Annotated in this window: 14 protein-coding genes, 1 tRNA gene and 1 pseudogene; 5 read left to right on the forward strand and 11 right to left on the reverse strand. The window is 70.3% G+C overall.

The features are described 5' to 3' along the window. Positions 1–11: 11 nt before the first annotated feature. Positions 12–1,625, reverse strand: coding sequence for a phospholipase A2 (locus ABZ923_RS25365; RefSeq protein ID WP_361475720.1), 1,614 nt, complete (start codon positions 1,623–1,625; stop codon positions 12–14). Between the two features lie 277 nt (positions 1,626–1,902). Between ABZ923_RS25365 and ABZ923_RS25370 the strand changes: the two genes are divergently transcribed. Then, on the forward strand, positions 1,903–2,406 hold the full coding sequence (locus ABZ923_RS25370; protein ID WP_361475722.1) for a hypothetical protein: 504 nt from the start codon (positions 1,903–1,905) through the stop codon (positions 2,404–2,406). Between the two features lie 152 nt (positions 2,407–2,558). On the opposite strand, the gene rho is transcribed toward ABZ923_RS25370, so the two are convergent. The 7 genes from rho to ABZ923_RS25405 all read right to left on the reverse strand — a co-directional run bounded on the left by rho (position 2,559) and on the right by ABZ923_RS25405 (position 12,465). Then, positions 2,559–4,565 carry a transcription termination factor Rho gene (gene rho / locus ABZ923_RS25375; protein WP_361475724.1) on the reverse strand — a complete coding sequence of 669 codons (2,007 nt, stop codon included), beginning with the start codon at positions 4,563–4,565 and terminating at the stop codon, positions 2,559–2,561. A 403-nt stretch (positions 4,566–4,968) separates the two neighbouring features. Further along, positions 4,969–5,886, reverse strand: coding sequence for a homoserine kinase (thrB, locus tag ABZ923_RS25380; protein WP_361475726.1), 918 nt, complete (start codon positions 5,884–5,886; stop codon positions 4,969–4,971). A 280-nt stretch (positions 5,887–6,166) separates the two neighbouring features. Then, positions 6,167–7,225, reverse strand: coding sequence for a threonine synthase (gene thrC, locus ABZ923_RS25385; RefSeq protein WP_361475728.1), 1,059 nt, complete (start codon positions 7,223–7,225; stop codon positions 6,167–6,169). Positions 7,226–7,231: 6 nt separating this feature from the next. Then, positions 7,232–8,521 carry a homoserine dehydrogenase gene (locus tag ABZ923_RS25390; protein WP_361475769.1) on the reverse strand — a complete coding sequence of 430 codons (1,290 nt, stop codon included), beginning with the start codon at positions 8,519–8,521 and terminating at the stop codon, positions 7,232–7,234. A gap of 157 nt (positions 8,522–8,678) precedes the next feature. Then, on the reverse strand, positions 8,679–10,070 hold the full coding sequence (gene lysA, locus ABZ923_RS25395; RefSeq protein WP_361475730.1) for a diaminopimelate decarboxylase: 1,392 nt from the start codon (positions 10,068–10,070) through the stop codon (positions 8,679–8,681). Between the two features lie 51 nt (positions 10,071–10,121). Continuing rightward, entirely contained in the window at positions 10,122–11,420 is a 1,299-nt protein-coding gene (nrtL, locus tag ABZ923_RS25400; RefSeq protein ID WP_361475732.1) for an ArgS-related anticodon-binding protein NrtL, read from the reverse strand. Between the two features lie 439 nt (positions 11,421–11,859). Next, the gene (locus ABZ923_RS25405) at positions 11,860–12,465 is read right to left on the reverse strand and encodes a response regulator (RefSeq protein ID WP_361475771.1); all 606 of its coding nucleotides are present in this window, start codon (positions 12,463–12,465) and stop codon (positions 11,860–11,862) included. Positions 12,466–12,583: 118 nt separating this feature from the next. On the opposite strand from ABZ923_RS25405, the gene ABZ923_RS25410 reads away from it, so the two are divergent. Next, positions 12,584–12,655, forward strand: a tRNA-Arg gene (locus ABZ923_RS25410). 849 nt (positions 12,656–13,504) lie between these two features. After that, a complete protein-coding gene (locus ABZ923_RS25415; protein ID WP_361475734.1) occupies positions 13,505–13,975 on the forward strand; it encodes a GNAT family N-acetyltransferase in 471 nt (156 codons plus the stop codon). A gap of 90 nt (positions 13,976–14,065) precedes the next feature. On the opposite strand, the gene ABZ923_RS25420 is transcribed toward ABZ923_RS25415, so the two are convergent. Then, positions 14,066–14,170, reverse strand: coding sequence for a hypothetical protein (locus ABZ923_RS25420; RefSeq protein WP_361475773.1), 105 nt, complete (start codon positions 14,168–14,170; stop codon positions 14,066–14,068). A 44-nt stretch (positions 14,171–14,214) separates the two neighbouring features. On the opposite strand from ABZ923_RS25420, the pseudogene ABZ923_RS25425 reads away from it, so the two are divergent. Next, positions 14,215–14,304 (forward strand): annotated as a pseudogene (locus ABZ923_RS25425) (3'-phosphoesterase); the annotation flags it as partial. 138 nt (positions 14,305–14,442) lie between these two features. Continuing rightward, positions 14,443–14,877 carry a cupin domain-containing protein gene (locus ABZ923_RS25430; RefSeq protein ID WP_353601131.1) on the forward strand — a complete coding sequence of 145 codons (435 nt, stop codon included), beginning with the start codon at positions 14,443–14,445 and terminating at the stop codon, positions 14,875–14,877. A gap of 361 nt (positions 14,878–15,238) precedes the next feature. Here the strand turns inward: ABZ923_RS25430 and ABZ923_RS25435 are convergent, their stop codons facing one another. After that, entirely contained in the window at positions 15,239–15,661 is a 423-nt protein-coding gene (locus ABZ923_RS25435) for a hypothetical protein (RefSeq protein WP_361475736.1), read from the reverse strand. A 149-nt stretch (positions 15,662–15,810) separates the two neighbouring features. Beyond that, entirely contained in the window at positions 15,811–16,665 is an 855-nt protein-coding gene (locus ABZ923_RS25440; protein ID WP_361475738.1) for a nuclease-related domain-containing protein, read from the reverse strand. Positions 16,666–17,287 lie beyond the last annotated feature (622 nt).

Here is a 17,287-nt window from a genome sequence, read left to right on the forward strand (position 1 = left end):
CGTGCCGCGGATCAGGTGGCGTTGGCGCCGTTCTTCGGGTTGCCGTACCGCTGGACGAACTTCAGGTACGTGTACGCGATGCTGCGGCACACGCTCTTGAACCGGTAGGCGGAGCAGGTGTAGTCGCGGAGCGTGGTGTGGAAGGCGTAGTCCACGTTCGACTTCTTGCTGCGGTCGAGGTAGTACTTGTAGCCCTTGTAGGTGTTGCCGATCAGGCCGTAGCCGTAGTCGTGCATGTCACAGGCGGACCGGAAATCGTAGCCGGACGGCTTGTCCGGGGACTGGGTGCAGTGGTCGTGGTTGATGCCGACCACCCAGTAGCCGCTGGGCAGCTTCTTCCAGTACGGGGCGTGCCAGCCGTAGTGCGCGACCCAGGCGGCGCAGCCGGCCTTCGTGTACCACAGCCAGGAGGTGGCGGTGTTGCACTGGCGCGGGTAGGACTGCGGGTCGGAGATCTCACCGGTGGTGAAGTCGGTGGCCGGCGGGCCGGAGGCGTTGGGGTCGGTGATACCGGCCGCGCCCTGGAACACGGACTGCGAGGCCGGGCGCGCCAGGCCGGTGGACTCGACGTTCGGGGCGGCCGAGTCGGCCGGGAAGGTGAGGTCCCAGGCGCCGTTGGCGGGCGAGCTGATCGCGGAGACGCGTCCGGTCGTGTCGTAGGAGTACGACGCCACCGGCTCGGCGCTCTCGACCGGGTTGGTCATGGTCCGCAGCCGGCCCGAGGTGTCGTAGGCGTACCGGGCGACCGTCTGCGTCGTGCTGCCGGCGGTGAGGGTGATCTCCTTGGCACGGCCCTGGTAGTCGCCGTACGTCGAGCCGGAGGCCGTCGTGTTCGACGCGTAGGTCACCGTCAGCGACTGCTGCGGGGTCTCCCCGGCGGCCGGCTCGGTGATCGTGGACACGCGCCCCTGGGTGTCGTAGCCGACCGTGGAGGTGCCGTTGGACGTGCTGCCCACGCCGGTGACCCGCCACTTGTCGGTGCCGGGAGCGGCCTGCTTCCACGTGTAGGTGGGCTTGAGGTCCGCGGACGGCACCGCGTTGCCGGAGGCGTCGGTGAAGGTGTCGTCCCCGGCCTCCGTCGCGGACAGGTCCGCGCCGAGGCTCTCGACGACGGTCGTGACCAGGGCGCCGGCCGAGGCGTCCCACTTCGTGGTCTCGGTGATCTTGGAGCCGTCGGTGGCCTGGTACTTGTTGACGCCGCCGCCGCTCGGATAGGCGATGCTGCTGGTCAGGCTGTAGCGGAACGATTCACCGACCTCCAGGTCGGTGACCACGATGTCGCTGCCCTGCTGTTCCAGCTTGCGGTTGAGCGTGCCGCCGAGGAATTCCGCTTCCCAGCCGGGGCCGAAGGCGCCGATGTCGGCGCGGGACGCGGGCGCCGACTCCGGCTGCGCGGCTCCGCCCGCCTGGGCGACGACGCTGTGCCGGCGGCCGATGGCGCCGACGGCCACGTCACCTTCGGCGATCTGGAAGGACTGGGTCTCGCTGAAGTACAGGCCGGGGCCTATCTGCTGGATCTCGCCCGTGGCCAGCGGCGGATCGACAGTGGCGGCCGACGCGTGCTGCATCGGAAGCAGCAGTGACAAAGAGAGTGCCGTGATGACCGGCACAACTGCCTTGCGCACAAATCCCCCCTCGAATTGATCAACTCGGTTGAACGCCAGACCATAAAGAGCTGATCAACACAGCCACAAGATCCCGTACAGGGAATCAAGAAGTCCGTTTCTTTGCGCCGGTGAAGCGCCGGAGAAAGGGCGGCAGACTGTCCCCGTGCGACGAATCCCCGTATGTCTCCGCAGAGTTGTGCGCGCCCTGAAGAGGCCTGCCGAAGGCCCCCAAAAGACCCCCGCCGGCGCCGTTCCGGAAGGCGAACCACCCGCCCCGGACCCGCAGGTCGCTTTCATGGACATGCTCAACTCGGTGGGGCGGCCGTGCGCACCGGACGCGCCCCCGCCGGAACCGGTCGCGGCGGACGGGAGGCCGCCGACCGCCCCGGTGGAGCCGCTCCCCGTCGACGGGACCGCGCCCGGCGGCACCGGGCCGGCGCCGGATCCGTCCGCGCCGTCGCGGGAGCCCGGACTGAGCGCGGTCGAGAGGTGCGAGGGCCGCCTCCACGCCGAGCGCATCACCGAGGCACTCCGCCGACTGGCCGATCCCGCCCCCGACCGGGTCAGGGCGGTCCTGCACGAGCTGGGCTACCTCGACGAACGCGTCCACGGCCTGCGCCGGACCGGCGCGACCACGCGGTTCCTCCTCGATCTGCGGGTCCTGGGAGGCGCCCTGTGCCTGGACGGTTCGGTGACCCGGACGGGGGCGGTCGTCACGGCCTTCGCGGCCCCTCCGACCGGCCCCTTCACACCGCCTTCACCTGGGCAAAGCGGAGGCAAGGACCCCGGGTTGATGTGACCGAGGTCACAAAATCGAGGGGAACCTCATTCGCCTCACGGACATCGCGTGTTCGCTGACCGGACGCGGGCGGACAGCGCGAAGGGCCGCCCCCGTGGTGGGAGCGGCCCTTGGCTACGGCGTGCGACTGCCTACGGCGTGCGGCGTGGACGTCAGTCGTTGCCCGGCGTCGGCGTCGTCTTCTGGATCTGCATCAGGAACTCGACGTTCGACTTGGTCTGCTTCATCTTGTCGAGAAGCAGCTCGATCGCCTGCTGCTGGTCCAGCGCGTGCAGGACCCGGCGGAGCTTCCAGACGACGGCCAGCTCCTCGTTGCCGAGCAGGATCTCCTCCTTGCGGGTACCGGACGCGTCCACGTCCACCGCCGGGAAGATGCGCTTGTCGGCGAGCTTCCGGTCGAGCTTGAGCTCCATGTTGCCGGTGCCCTTGAACTCCTCGAAGATCACCTCGTCCATGCGGGACCCGGTGTCCACGAGCGCCGTTGCCAGGATGGTCAGTGAGCCGCCGTCCTCGATGTTGCGCGCCGCACCGAAGAACCGCTTCGGCGGGTAGAGCGCGGTCGAGTCGACACCGCCGGACAGGATGCGGCCGGAGGCGGGCGCCGCCAGGTTGTAGGCACGGCCCAGACGCGTGATCGAGTCGAGCAGCACGACTACGTCGTGGCCCAGCTCCACCAGACGCTTGGCGCGCTCGATGGCCAGCTCGGCGACCGTGGTGTGGTCCTCGGCCGGGCGGTCGAAGGTCGAGGAGATGACCTCGCCCTTGACCGACCGCTGCATGTCGGTGACCTCTTCCGGACGCTCGTCGACCAGGACGACCATCAGGTGGCACTCGGGGTTGTTGTGCGTGATCGCGTTGGCGATCGCCTGCATGATCATGGTCTTACCGGTCTTCGGCGGGGCCACGATCAGACCGCGCTGGCCCTTACCGATCGGCGAGACCAGGTCGATGATGCGGGTGGTGAGCACGCCCGGGTCGGTCTCCAGACGGAGCCGGTCCTGCGGGTAGAGCGGGGTCAGCTTGTTGAACTCCGGGCGGCCGCGGCCGTGTTCGGGCGCCATGCCGTTGACGGAGTCCAGCCGGACCAGCGCGTTGAACTTCTCGCGGCGCTCGCCCTCCTTGGGCTGCCGGACCGCACCGGTGACGTGGTCGCCCTTGCGCAGGCCGTTCTTGCGGACCTGGGCGAGGGAGACGTACACGTCGTTCGGGCCGGGCAGGTAGCCGGAGGTCCGGATGAAGGCGTAGTTGTCGAGGATGTCCAGGATGCCCGCGACCGGGATCAGGACGTCGTCCTCGGCGAGCTGCGGCTCGGCGATCTCGTCGCGGCCCCGGCGGCCCCGGCGGTCGCGGTAGCGGCCGCGACGGCCGCGGCGGCCGCCCTCGAAGTCGTCGTCGTCCTGCGGACCGGCGTTGCGGTCCTGACGGCCGCCGCCCTGCTGCTGGCCCTGCTGCTGCCGGTCCTGGCGGTCCTGCCGGTCCTGGCGGCCGCCGCCCTGGCCCTGCTGGTCGTCGCCCTTGTTGCGGCGGTCCCGGTCCCGGCCGCGCTCGCGGCGGTCCCGGCGGCCACGGCCCTCGCCGTCACCGGCGTCGCCCTTGGCCTCGCCCTGCTGCTGCGACTGCTGCTGCGCGGGCGCCTCGGCCTTGGACTCGCCCTTGGCCTCGGCGGCGACGGTCTCGGCGCCGCCCTGGGCCGGGCTGCCCGCCTCGGCGGTGGCGCGGCGGCGACGGCGCTCGCTCGGGGCGTCGTCGGAGGCCGGCTGTCCGGGGATCTCGATCTGCTGCTGGGCCACGGCCTTCTCGGCGGGCGCCTCGGTCTTGGCCGCCGCCTTCTTCTCGGCCTCCTCACCGGTGCGGGCCTTGGAGGTGGCCCGGCGCTTCGGCTTGGTCTCGGTGGCGGTGTCGGCCTTGGCGGCGGGGGCGCCCCCGGCGGCCTGCGCCTCCTTGATGACCTCGATCAGCTGGCTCTTGCGCATCCGCGCGGTGCCCCTGATCCCGAGGCCCGAGGCGACCTGCTGCAGCTCGGCCAGCACCATGCCCTCGAGGCCGGTACCGCGGCGCCGCCGGGAGCCGGCACCGGTGGCAGGCGCGGAGGCGTCCGTGGCGGGCGCGGCAGCGGTCTCCTCGACACGTGCGCCCATCAGATCGGTGGTGTCGCTCACGAAGGGTCCTTCCCTGGAGCGGACGTCGGCCTGTCTGGCTCGGCGACCGGTTGTGCTGTCCGACTACGGTCCTGTCTTCTGTGAACCGTGCCGGGGCGGTGGTCCGCCAAAGCGGCGGAGGAATGTGCGGTGATCGGCGCTTCCGCGAGCCGTGACACCCAGTGTCACGTGGCGTGGTAGCACCGACTCCGGTGCGTGCCCGGCGGCCCGCTCAATGCCCGCATACGACGTACTGCCCAGGTACGGCGCAAGGAACACGGAGTGGCGCGGGAGGCTCCCGGAAGAATGTCTGTCCCGGACGGGGACACGAGGCACCTCGCCATGGTGGGGTCGGGTGCAGACTTGAGGTTAACACTACCGGATCCAACAAACATTCCCCCTCTCCAAATCCGGCAACCGTGTGTCAGGTCGCGAGCGGCAGCACGCTCGCGCCCTGGACATCCAGGTCCAGCCGGTTGGCGGCCCAGCCCTCACCCGCGAGGTGAGAGACCTTGTCGGCGCTGTCGGCGTCGGCGAGGGCCATGACGGTGGGCCCGGCGCCCGAGATCACGGCCGGGATGCCGTCGGCCCGCAGCCGCTCCACCAGCGCGGCGCTCTCCGGCATGGCCGGGGCGCGGTACTCCTGGTGGAGGCGGTCCTCGGTGGCGGGCAGCAGCAGCTCGGGGCGCCTGGTCAGGGCCTCGACGAGCAGGGCGGCCCGGCCCGCGTTGGCGGCGGCGTCGACGTGCGGCACGGTGCGCGGGAGCAGACCGCGCGCGGTCTCGGTCAGGACCGGCTTTCCGGGCACGAAAACCACCGGAACGATGGAATCGTGCGGCTCCATCCTGATGGCCCGGGCGGTGCCGCCCTCCATCCAGGACAGGGTGAAGCCGCCGAGCAGACAGGCGGCCACGTTGTCCGGGTGGCCCTCGATCTCGGTGGCCAGCTCCAGCAGCGCGGCGTCGTCCAGCCGGGCCTCGCCGCCTATGGTCACCGCGCGGGCGGCGACGATGCCGGCACAGATGGCGGCGGAGGAGGAGCCGAGGCCCCGGCCGTGCGGGATCCGGTTGGCGCACACGATCTCCAGGCCGCGGGGCTGTCCGCCCAGCAGATCGAAGGCCGTGCGCAGGGAACGGACGAGAAGGTGGCTCTCGTCCCGCGGGAGGGTCTCGCTGCCCTCACCCGCGATGTCGATATGCAGCCCGGAGTCGGCCACCCGGACGACCACGTCGTCGTAGAGCCCCAGCCCGAGGCCCAGGGCGTCGAAGCCCGGACCGAGATTGGCGCTGGTGGCTGGGACGCGCACCCGGACGGCGGCGGCGCGGAACGCTGGACCGGCCATCGCTCGAAGACACTCCTTGAGCTGCGTGGCGGTCGAATGGCATCGAGGGACTCGGTGGACATTCGACCGATGTTCGGTGGACATCCGATGACGTACGACGGACCCGTCGGGCCGCGGAGACGCCGCGGCGCCGTGCCATGCGCGAGGGCATGTGCGAAGGCGGGTTCGGTACAGCCTATCGAAGGAAGGTTCTGTGGCGACATAGGGCGCACAGGAGGCGCACGATGCGTGTCGTAAGCCCCCTGTGCACCCTGTCAGGGATTTCCCGGATCCGGGGCGCTCAGGCGAGGCCGAGGCGCTCGGCCGCGGTGGCCGCGTCGACCGGGACGGTGACCGGCTGCGGGGCACCGGCGACGGCCCAGTCCGGGTCCTTCAGACCGTTGCCGGTGACGGTGCACACGATGCGCTGGCCCGGGTCGACCTTGCCCTGCTCGGCGGCCTTGAGCAGACCGGCCACGGAGGCGGCGGAGGCGGGCTCCACGAAGACGCCCTCCTGCGCGGCCAACAGACGGTAGGCGCGCAGGATTTCACGGTCCGTCACCTCGTCGATGACGCCGCCGGACTCGTCGCGGGCGGCCAGCGCGTACTGCCAGGAGGCCGGGTTGCCGATGCGGATGGCGGTGGCGATGGTCGACGGGTCCTTGACGACCTCGCCGCGCACGATCGGAGCACTGCCGGACGCCTGGAAACCCCACATTCGAGGGGTTTTGCCGGCGATGCCGTCGGCGGCGTACTCCGTGTAGCCCTTCCAGTAGGCGGTGATGTTGCCCGCGTTGCCGACCGGGAGGACGTGGATGTCGGGCGCGTCGCCGAGCATGTCCACGATCTCGAAGGCGGCCGTCTTCTGGCCCTCGATACGCACCGGATTGACCGAATTCACCAGCGCGACGGGGTAGTTCTCGCTCAGGCCCCGCGCCAGGGTGAGGCAGTCGTCGAAGTTGCCGTCGACCTGGAGGATCTTCGCGCCGTGCACGAGGGCCTGGCCCATCTTGCCGAGGGCGATCTTGCCCTGCGGCACCAGGACCGCCGACACCATGCCGGCCCGCACCGCGTACGCGGCGGCGGAGGCGGAGGTGTTGCCGGTGGAGGCGCAGATGACGGCCTTCGCCCCCTCCTCCTTGGCCTTGCTGATGGCCATGGTCATGCCGCGGTCCTTGAAGGACCCGGTGGGGTTGGCGCCCTCCACCTTGAGGTGGACCTCACAGCCCGTGCGCTCGGAGAGCACCTGCGCGGGCACGAGGGGCGTGCCGCCCTCGCGGAGCGTCACGACCGGCGTGGTGTCGGATACCGGCAGCCTGTCCCGGTACTCCTCGATGATTCCGCGCCACTGGTGGGTCATTGCTGGTTACTCTCCTTCAACCCGCATGATGCTGGCGACACCCCGCACGGTGTCGAGCTTGCGCAGTGCCTCGACGGTCCCGGACAGGGAGGCGTCGGAGGCCCGGTGGGTGACGACGACGAGGGAGGCCTCGCCGTCCTTGCCCTGCTGCCGAACGGTGTCGATCGACACGCCGTGTTCGGCGAAGACGGTGGCGACCTGGGCGAGCACACCCGGTTTGTCGGCCACGTCGAGGCTGATGTGGTACCGGGTGACGACCTGGCCCATCGGGGAGACGGTCAGGTCGGCGTACGCCGACTCGCCCGGCCCGGTGGTCCCGCTCAGCCGGTTCCGGCAGACCGCGACCAGGTCGCCCAGCACGGCCGAGGCGGTGGGCGAACCGCCGGCGCCGGGGCCGTAGAACATCAGCTGCCCGGCCGCGTCGGACTCCACGAAGACGGCGTTGTACGCGCCGCGGACGGAGGCGAGCGGGTGGGTGAGCGGGATCATCGCGGGGTGCACGCGCGCGGTGACGGACGTACCGTCCGCGGAGCGCTCGCAGATGGCGAGCAGCTTGATGGTGCAGCCCATCTCCTTGGCGGAGCGGAAGTCGGCGGCGGTGACCTCGGTCATGCCCTCGCGGTAGACGTCGTCCAGGCGCACGCGCGTGTGGAAGGCGATGCCGGCGAGGATGGCGGCCTTGGCGGCGGCGTCGAAGCCCTCCACGTCGGCGGTCGGGTCGGCCTCGGCGTACCCCAGGGCGGTGGCCTCGTCGAGCGCCTCCTGGTAGCCGGCGCCGGTCGAGTCCATCTTGTCGAGGATGAAGTTGGTGGTGCCGTTGACGATGCCGAGCACCCGGTTGACCTTGTCGCCGGCGAGCGACTCGCGCAGCGGGCGGATCAGCGGGATGGCACCGGCGACGGCGGCCTCGTAGTAGAGGTCCCGGCCGTGCTCCCCGGCGGCGGCGTGCAGGGCGGCCCCGTCCTGGGCGAGCAGGGCCTTGTTGGCGGAGACGACGGACGCGCCGTGCTCGAGGGCGGCGGTGATGAGCGTCCGGGCCGGCTCGATCCCGCCGATGACCTCCACCACCACGTCGATGTCGCCGCGTTTGACGAGGGCGGTGGCGTCGGTGGTGACCAGGGCGGGGTCGATGCCCTCGCGGACCTTGGAGGGGCGGCGCACGGCGACACCCGCCAGTTCCACGGGGGCGCCGATCCTGGCGGCGAGGTCGTCGGCGTGCGTCGTCATGATGCGCGCCACCTCTGAGCCGACAACCCCACAGCCCAGCAGCGCCACCTTCAGCGGACGCGTACGCATCATCCGACCTCGTTTCCTCATACCGTCTACGGTTGGACCAGTCTCACTCACCGGACGGCAGTTTCTACCCTTGGTCCGGATCGTGAGACATCTATTTCATTTGTACGGGGGCGGAAGACCGTAGATCTTCCGCCACCGCGTTCTTGCGGCGCGCCGGTCAGCCGACGTCGAGACGCAGGAGGTCCTCTTCGGTCTCCCGCCGGACGATCACCCGGGCCGCGCCGTCCTGTACGGCGACCACGGGCGGCCGCAGCACGTGGTTGTAGTTGCTGGCCATGGACCGGCAGTACGCGCCGGTGGCCGGTACGGCGATGAGATCACCGGGCGCCAGGTCGGCCGGCAGGAACGCGTCCTTGACCACGATGTCCCCGCTCTCGCAGTGCTTGCCGACGACCCGGGCGAGCATCGGCTCGGCGTCGGAGGCGCGGGAGACGAGCGCGACGCTGTACTCGGCGTCGTAGAGCGCGGTCCGGATGTTGTCCGACATGCCGCCGTCCACGGAGACGTACGTGCGCAGTCCGTCGAGCGGCTTGACCGTGCCGACCTCGTAGAGGGTGAAGGCGGTGGGACCGACGATGGCGCGCCCCGGCTCGACGGAGATCCGCGGCGTCCGCAGCCGGGCGCTCTCGCACTCCCGGGTGACGATCTCGGTGAGCGCCTTGGCGATCTCGTGCGGCTCGCGCGGGTCGTCGCCGCTGGTGTAGGCGATGCCGAGGCCGCCGCCGAGGTCGATCTCGGGCAGCTCGACCCCGTGCTCGTCCCGGATGTCCTTCAGCAGCCCGACGACCCGGTGGGCGGCGACCTCGAACCCGGACATGTCGAAGATCTGCGACCCGATGTGCGAGTGGATCCCGATCAGCTCCAGCCCGTCGAGCTGCAGGGCCCGCCGTACGGCCTCGGCGGCCTGCCCGCCGGCGAGCGGGATCCCGAACTTCTGGTCCTCGTGGGCGGTGGCGATGAACTCGTGGGTGTGCGCCTCCACGCCCACGGTGATCCGGATCTGGACCCTCTGCCGCTTCCCCAGCTCCTGCGCGGTGTGCGCGACCCGCACGATCTCCTGGAAGGAGTCGAGCACGATCCGCCCGACACCCGCCTCGATGGCCCGGCGGATCTCCGCGACCGACTTGTTGTTGCCGTGGAAGGCGATGCGCTCGGCGGGCATCCCGGCGGAGAGCGCGGTGGCCAGCTCGCCGCCGGAGCACACGTCCAGGTTGAGCCCCTCCTCGTTCAGCCACCGCACGACGGCCCGGGAGAGGAAGGCCTTCCCGGCGTAGAAGACGTCGGCGTCCGGGCCGAACGCGGTGCGCCAGGCCCGCGCGCGTGCCCGGAAGTCGGTCTCGTCGAGGACGTAGGCCGGGGTGCCGAACTCCTCGGCGAGCCGGGTGACGGGGACACCGCCGACGCTGACCACACCGTCGTCGCCGCGCGCGACGGTCTGGGCCCACACCTTCTGGTCCAGGACGTTGAGGTCGGCGGGCGGCGCGGAGTAGTGCCCCTCGGGCAGGACGTCGGCGTGGCGGGGCCCGGCGGGATGGGCGGAACGGCTCATGACGTGGCTCTCAGACTCTCTGTCTCTCCGGGGCTCATCGCTCGGGGGCCCTCAGAGGTGTTCGGGTGCGTCGATGCCGAGCAGGGACAGGCCACCGGCCAGCACCGTCCCGGCGGCTTCGGCGAGGGCCAGCCGGGCACGGTGGGCGGCCGAGGGTTTCTCCTCGCCGACCGGAAGCACACAGGGCAGCAGAGGCAGCACGGCATCGGCGACGGTGACGAGATGCCGGGCAAGCCGGTCCGGGGCACGGTGAATGGCGGCCGCGGAGAGGATGCGGGGGTGATCGGCGAGGGGGGTGAGAAGACGGCGGGGGTCGAAGCCGAGGGGGGTGGGGAGACGCCGGGTGTCGTCGGCGAGGGGGGTGGGGAGGCCCCGGGTGTCGTCGGCGAGCGGGGAGTGGAGACTCCGGGCGTCGGTCAGGGGGTTGGGTTCCGCGTCGGTCAGGGGGGCGGGCTCGGCATCCGTCAGGGGGGCGGGCTCGGCGTCGAATCCGAGGGGGGCGGCGTTGCGGCCGAGGGCGCGGGGGTGGCCGGCGAGCGGAGTGGGAAGACCCCGGGCGTCGGCCAGGGGGCCTGGTTCGGCGTCCAATCCGAGGGGGGCGGCGTTGCGGCCGAGGGCGGTGGGAAGCCCCGGGGCGTCGGTCACGGGGCCGGGCTCGGCGTCAAACCCGAGGCGGGCGGCGTTGCGGCCGAGGGCACGGACGCGGGCGTGGGCGTACCGCACCCGGAACAGCGGATTGGCTTCCCGCTGGACGAGGTGATCGGCGGTGATCCGGGGCCGGTCGTGCGCGGCGGGGTGCAGCAGGGCCCACCGGGCGGCGTCGGGTCCGAGCGGGGCGGGGTCCTCCGGGGCGGGCACGGGCCGCAGGTTGACGGGCTCGCCGTGCTCCACGGTGGCCCGGCCGCCCTGGGTCCCCACGAGCCGTACGACGACGTCGGCGACGACCTCGGCCCGCACCTCGTACGGCACCCGCAGCGCGACGACCTCCCCGGCGAGGGCGTCGCCGTACCCGTACCGGGCGCCCTGCCGCCGGATCTCCCGCACCAGCTCGGCGACGGGGTCGACCCGCGTGTCGAGGCTGATGTTGAGGAACCCCGGCCCGGTGACGACGACGTCCCGGATCCCGTCGGCAACGGCGAGGCGGTCCCGCACGATCTCGGCCACCCGCCGCGCCGGCTGCCCGGCCGGCCGGGCGAGCTGCAACGCGATCGTGGTGGCGAAGTCCCCGCACCCCCCGGGCCCGGGCTCACTCACCACGGCCCGCTCGGGCACGGTCACGCTCAGCTCCCCGTCATCGACAGCACGACGCACCGCGCGCAGCACGGTGCGGGACAGCTCGACGGGGGTCACGGGACAAGCGTAGGGGAGGAGGGGGGTGGGGGTGCGAGCCGGTTATGGGTGCGGCTCGGCGGGGGTTGCGCGGGGCGGCTCGGCTGCGGGGTGGCGCGGGGCCGGGCGGGGGTGCGAGCCGGCTAGACGGGGGCGGCTTACCGAGGGTTGCGCGGGGCGGGGGCGGGGCTGCGGTCAAGTGCGGCGTTGTGCCTGGGCCCGTGCTTGGGTGGCGGGTCGCGCCTGGAGGCTACGTCGGGGCTCATTGGCTGGGGGAACTCTGTGGCCAGGCGAGGCCCGGACCCCGGGACCGGGAGCGGGGAAGACTACGGGGCCATGATCCGGACGGGCCCCGGACTCCGTGACCGGGGGAGACTCTGTGACCGGAACCGGAACCGGAGGAGACTACGGCTCCATGACTGGGCTGGCCCCATGGCTGGCCGAGCGAGCCCCCTCCCGCTCAGTGACCGGGAGAGACTCCATGGCCGTGGCCGGGCGAGACGCCGACTCCGTGACCGGGGGAACCCCCGTCACCGTCGATCTCCCCGTCACCACCCCCACCCTGCTCTCCCCCACCGGGCTCGCCCCCACCGACGCCACCCTCTCCCCCGCGCCCCTCTCCCTCACGCCCCTCGTGCCCGGTGCGCCGCTCGATGAGGTGCTTCACGAGCTGGACCAGTTCGGCCGGCTCGAAGGGCTTGGCGAGAAACGCGTCCACGCCGACATCGAGACCGGTCTCGACCTCGTACTGCGTACAGGCGCTGATGATGGCGAGGGGCAGGTGGTGCGTACGGGGATCGGCCCGAAGCCGGGCGGCGGTGCGGAGCCCGTCCAGCCGGGGCATGACGACGTCCAGCGTCACGAGGTCGGGCCGCACCTGGTGCACCACGTCCAGACACTCGGCACCATCGGCCGCGGTCACGACCTCTAGCCCTTCCAGCTCGAGGTTGACCCTGATCAGCTGCCGGATGACCTTGTTGTCGTCCACAACAAGCACCCGGCCCGGAGCGCCTGGCACAAGTCGAGAGTAGGTCGGGCCCGGCCACCGCGTCCGGGTTTTCCCCACTTCCACCCCCTCCAGGGGACCCACCACCCCCCACCCGGGGAAACGGGTTCCTGATCACCCCGCAGGACCTGCTAGTGTTCTACCCGTCGCCGCGAGCGAAGAGCTCCGCAGCCGACACGCCCCCGTAGCTCAGGGGATAGAGCAACGGCCTCCGGAGCCGTGTGCGCAGGTTCGAATCCTGCCGGGGGCACCCAGCATGAGGTGCCCAAAGACCCCGTCACCAGCGGAAACGCTGAGGCCGGGGTCTTCGCGTATGTGCAGCCGTATGCGGCCCGGAGCGGCCGTACGCCGGGGTCTGTGGACGAGGCGTGGACGGGATCTTGAGGCGTCTGCCCAGGTCAGCTCCGGCAGACGGCAGGGCCCCCGGACGAGTCCAGGGGCCTGAGGGTCGGTTCATCGGCGGTGCACCGCAGTAGCCGATCTCGGTCGGCTGACCGTCGCGGTAGAGCACAGTGCATTGGCCGCGCCCTGAGGGCAAAAAAACAGTCCCCGGTAGTACTGCTCGTGTCCTGAAACTTCAGTCGTCACTGTCGCCTCGGTATCGCGCCGGCTTGCCGGGGGCCTGGACCACATCCTGTCCAGGTCACTACGCCGACTAGACGTCCTGATCGACTTAGCAACTCTTTCGGTGTTATGGCCTACTAATCACGATGCGCACCAGATGACATAAGTCAATAGCTTTTCAATAAGTTTCGAAGGAAACCTCCCGCGATCACCTTCGACTGCGGCATCCGGCTCGTCCGCGGGTCGACGGGGAGCCGGTCGCGGCCGAGCGATTACCCAGGTCAGCCCATCCAACTGACGAAGGGGCCTGCCCATGCGCATCGCCGCGTCAGGCCAGGTTGCTCTCCTAGGAGCTGCCTCTGGGCGCGGTCACGGCCCGGCGTGCCAGTCCCGCTCCAGATCGCCTGAGCCGAATACGCTGCGAAGACGTCCGACCTGGCGGCCACGACAACGCGGATGCGCGGGAATGCCGCCCGGTAGCGGCTTTTCACGTAGGCCGGGACGGCGCAGTTGCCGGATGCGGAAGGGGTGTGGCATGAGATCCCCGAGCGTGCACCTACGGGAGATCACCGACGACAACCGGGATGCCGTCCGTGCCCTCCGGGTCCGACGTGACCAGAAGCAATTCGTCGCCTCCGTGTCCTACTCCCTCAAGGAGGCGGCGAAGAAACCGGAGGCCAATCCCTGGTACCGCGCCGTGTACCGCGGCGATGAGCCAGTCGGTTTCGTGATGCTGTCGTGGAAACCGCCGGCCGGTCCTTGGAAAGGGCGACACTTCCTCTGGCGCCTCCTGGTCGACAAGCGGTACCAGGGCCGAGGGATCGGCCGAGAGGCGCTCACGCAGGTCGCCACCCTGGTGCGCGCGGACGGTGCCACCGAGCTGCTGACCAGCTACGAGCCCGGCGACGGCGAGCCGTGGCCCTTCTACCAGAAGTTCGGGTTCGAACCCACCGGGGAGATCGACGACGGCGAGATCGTTCTGCGGCTCGTCTTCCCCGCTCGGTGAGCTGTTTAACGGAAGCGCGGACAGTTCTGACCCGAGGTGGTCACACGACGAGAGGCTGATGGCCACCTGGAAGTCGATGCCCTGGTCCGCCTACCACTGGCGCTCCGTGTGTCGCCCGTTCTCCCCTCGCAGCATCGTCAACCACGGCCAAAGGTCCGGTAGCCGTTGTGCCGAGCAGGCCAGCCGGTGCTCGATACGGCACCCGGGCCTTGCCGAAGAAGGACAGCGGACGGGCGAGCGGGCACGGTACGCCCGACCCGCGCCGGGCCCGCTCGGTCCGCACCGGCGGCACACTCGACCAGGTTGCCGAGGAGAGCGGCGAGGAGTGACGGACCGGGCAATCCTCCTCCCTCATGAGGCGCCACCGCCCGAGGTCGGCTGCGGAAGAGTGGGTTCCGGCCCCAACAGGTCCCGTCTCGCCTTATGTTCACGGCGGTATCGGCTCTCGTACCTGCAGGAGGCCCCGCATGCGCCACGCTCTCCGTACCGCCATAACAGGGGTGGTGACCGCTGCCACCGTCCTGGTCTGCGGCACCGCCCAGGCCACGCCTCCGGGACCGGGGGTCACCGCCCGCGTGATCCGTCAGACCACCGTGAACGGCACCGACTACACCCTGCGGGAGATCACCGTCCCGCCCGGGCAGAGCACAGGCTGGCACTACCACGACGGCCCGCTGTACGGCATCGTCAAGCAGGGCACCCTCAGCCACTTCGATTCCACCTGCGCCTCCGACGGCGTGTACCCCACAGGCAGTGCCATTCAGGAACCGGCCGGAGCCGGCCACGTCCACATCGGCCGCAACATGGGTGACACACCCCTCGTCTTGGACGTGCTCTACGTCCTGCCGCACGGCGCCCCGTTCTCGGAGGATGCGCCGAACCCCGGCTGCCCCTTCCAGTGATCACTGCGTCAGCGGCTGCTGGGGGCACCCGCGGCGGGTTTGCGGGATGAGACTGGCTACCGCAAGGCGCAGAACGCTCTAACCAACCGAATCTCACAACATGCAAGGGGCCTCCGGAGGTTCGAATCCTGCCGGGGCACCCAGCATGAGGTGCCCAAAGACCCCGTCACCAGCGGAAACGCTGAGGCCGGGGTCTTCGCGTATGTGCAGGCGTGTGCGGCGCGGAGCGGCCCCATGACGCGGTCTGTGGACGAGGCGTGGACGGGAGCTTGAAGCGTTCTCCCAGGTGAGCCCCGCAAAACGATGTGGCCCCGGACCCGGGACAGGTGTGGGGCCACAGCGCAAGGCGGTACCGACTCCCCTAGTCGGCGGTGACCCCCCAGTAGGCGATCTGCGCGGGCCTACCGTCGCGGTAGAGCACCGTGCAGTTCCCCCGGGCGCGGCGTGGGAAGTCCAACTGCTCGGAGTCGAGCGCGGCCTCCCACTCCTCGTAGGTGGGCCGACCGTGAGGAGCCCACGCTCGCACCTCGTCATCGGTCAGCGGCCGCATGAACGGACCGTCGTCGGTGTCCGCGGCCTCGATCATGAGAGGGAAGTCCAACACGGAGCCCGTGCCGCCGGTGAAGATGTACTCGTGCCACTCCGGGTCGCGCCACAGTTCCTCGACGGACCGCCCCTCGAAGCCGTGGTTGTCCCGCGCCAGCTCGTCTTCCTGCTCCTGCCGGAACGCGGCCGCCAGGTCACGCTGATACGGGCCCGTATGAGTCCATGCGTTGCCACCCATACCCGTCCCCTCTCCACTCGAACTGCATGTTCAAGAGCGGAGCGTAAGAGACGGCACTGACAGGGCACCCCGCCCCGACGACGGTCAGGCCCTGGAAACCACCCACAGGCCCCGCAGGGAAGGCCGGCGCCTCGCTGAGACGCACCGGCTCAGGCCCGACTCCAAGCCTGGCGATGGCGAGCGACGCCGTACACCTGCTCCACCTGGTCGGCCGTGAGAACTCCTGAGAGGGGAGCGAGTGCCGATACCTGGCGCTCCTGGTACACCCGGACATCGAGCTGCGTAGCGACCACCTTCAGCTCGGTGACACCCACGAAGACGAGCACCGGCTCCACCGGTACCGGGAAGTCGCAAAAGCGCTCAAGAACTCGGGCGACCCGCTTGGCCTCCGCCCGACTCTTGCGTGCGTAGGGCGCCGGCTTCCCGTGATCGACTTTCACGGAATCGTCGCCGACCCATACGGCCCGCTTGTGGTGGTGCTTCGTATTGATGCTGAACACTCCACCTGGCCCGATCAGTAAGTGATCGATATCCACCTTGTTGGCCAAGGGAACGGAGTGCAGGACCCGCCAGCCGTGGCGCCCCAAGCGGTTCAACTCGGCTCCCACTCGCCGCTCCCCCGCCAATCCCTTTCGCCAGGGGTCCCATTCCGAGGGCCGCCGCAGAAGCCGTGAGACGACTCGCTCCATCAGCCCCGGGCCGGATTCGTCGAGCAGATCACGTATGGACTTCCCGGGAGGGTTGACGGCCAGGTCGTCGGCCGGCGTCAGAGGCGGCAGCATCGGACGCGCCTGAACCTCCGGCGCCCTGTCTGGCGGGACAGGCTCGGTGAGGTTCTGTAAGTGCTTCGTGAGCACGGCGATCACGTCGTCACGACACTCGGCCCGCAAAACCGTGATGTCCCCCGTCGTGACGTCCGCCCAACCGACCGCGGTGCCATCAGGCAGGTTGGCGTACAGACGATCATGCCCGTACCGCTTCCAGCGCGTGACGTGCAGTTCCACAAAGCCCCCTGTGCTCCCGCGTTGCCGTTACAGATATGCCAGCAGCAAGCGAGACGAGGCCACAAGACCGCAGGGTACGCCGCTCGACTCAGCTCGGGAGGAGTACGACCACGACTCGGACGCTGAGTTGATCATCGATGCCCTCACCGACTGGCAGTCGAGCGAAAAGGGCGACGTGGGCATCTCCGTCTACAACGCGGACGGTCACGAGGAGAACAGCGGCGAACTGTGAGTGTCAGAAGCACTTCCTGAGCGGTCGGCGTCCATAGAGGGCCGGCGACTCAGTGGACGTAGCCCCGCCTCAGACCACGTAGGAGTCGCCGCAGCGAAGCGCCGCCAGAGCGGCCACAGACGCCTCATCGCTACCGACCAGCGCGCGTTCGAGTAGTTCCCGCTCCATACCCGACACCCACCCCCACCGGATCATGCTGTACCGCAGCCGGATTCATCACCGGCGTCCCCCTGAGGCCGGAACGCAACCTCTATGACCGTCTCCGACCCATCCAGTCTCAGTTTCCGTCTCATTCAGCGCCGTTCATAGCCGTTCAGACGGAGCTGCAGCAGGTGGCCGCTCTTACGACCGACCGCTCATGAATGCAGGTGAACCGCCACGTCCGGGGGT

This window comes from Streptomyces sp. NPDC046881 (assembly GCF_040645015.1).
Classification (GTDB): Bacteria; Actinomycetota; Actinomycetes; order Streptomycetales; family Streptomycetaceae; genus Streptomyces.

Coding starts and splice junctions, on each gene's coding strand:
- ABZ923_RS25370 (WP_361475722.1), top strand. CDS start 1,903: ATGGACATGCTCAACTCGGTGGGGCGGCCGTGCGCACCGGACGCGCCC.
- thrB (WP_361475726.1), bottom strand. CDS start 5,886: ATGGCCGGTCCAGCGTTCCGCGCCGCCGCCGTCCGGGTGCGCGTCCCA.
- thrC (WP_361475728.1), bottom strand. CDS start 7,225: ATGACCCACCAGTGGCGCGGAATCATCGAGGAGTACCGGGACAGGCTG.
- ABZ923_RS25390 (WP_361475769.1), bottom strand. CDS start 8,521: ATGCGTACGCGTCCGCTGAAGGTGGCGCTGCTGGGCTGTGGGGTTGTC.
- lysA (WP_361475730.1), bottom strand. CDS start 10,070: ATGAGCCGTTCCGCCCATCCCGCCGGGCCCCGCCACGCCGACGTCCTG.
- ABZ923_RS25415 (WP_361475734.1), top strand. CDS start 13,505: ATGAGATCCCCGAGCGTGCACCTACGGGAGATCACCGACGACAACCGG.
- ABZ923_RS25430 (WP_353601131.1), top strand. CDS start 14,443: ATGCGCCACGCTCTCCGTACCGCCATAACAGGGGTGGTGACCGCTGCC.
- ABZ923_RS25435 (WP_361475736.1), bottom strand. CDS start 15,661: ATGGGTGGCAACGCATGGACTCATACGGGCCCGTATCAGCGTGACCTG.